Below are 745 nucleotides of genomic sequence, written 5' to 3' on the forward strand. Positions count from 1 at the left end.
GGCAGCGGCAGTGGTTGACGGGCGAGGTACTGGAGCAACAGGCCAAGTATTGGCGTGAGGCACTGTCCGGCGCACCGGTATTGCTGGAACTGCCCACGGATCGTCCGCGTCCAGCGCGTCAGGACCATGCCGGGGCGATGCTGGAGGTCATCGTCGATCCGCAACAGACACAGGCGTTGAAGGCCCTGAGCCAGCGCCATGGCCTGACGCTGTACATGACGCTCCTGGCGAGCTGGTCATTGCTGCTATCGCGTCTATCCGGCCAGGACGATGTGGTGATCGGCAGTCCGGTGGCCAATCGCGGGAGATCGGAAACCGAGGGGCTGATCGGCTTCTTCGTCAACACGCTGGCGTTGCGAGTGGAGCTGTCCGGCTCGCCGACGCTGGCGCAATTGCTGGCCTCGGTAAAGAACCGCACACTGCAAGCGCAGGCGCATCAGGACATCCCGTTCGAGCAGGTGGTCGAACTGCTGCAACCGCCGCGCAGTCTGGCGCATACGCCGCTGTTCCAGGTGATGTTCGCGTGGCAGAACACACCGCAGGGCGAGTTGGATCTTGGCGAGCTCGATGCCAGCGGATTGGGCGTTGCGCAGACAAGCGCACAGTTCGACCTGTCGTTGTCGTTGGTTGAGAGCAATGAGGGGATCGTCGGTAGTCTGATCTATGCCACGGCATTGTTCGAGCGTTCGACGCTGGAGCGGTGGATAGGGCATTGGCGGCATCTGTTGGATGCGATGGTGGCCGA

The 745-nt window shown here is 62.7% G+C and carries 1 protein-coding gene; it reads left to right on the top strand.

Annotated elements, in window-relative coordinates:
* On the top strand, window positions 1-745 hold a 745-nt coding region (locus XANALMUS060_RS17240; RefSeq protein ID WP_045739493.1), incomplete at both ends, for a condensation domain-containing protein.

The organism is Xanthomonas sp. MUS 060, assembly GCF_000963215.1.
Taxonomy (GTDB): Bacteria; Pseudomonadota; Gammaproteobacteria; order Xanthomonadales; family Xanthomonadaceae; genus Xanthomonas_A.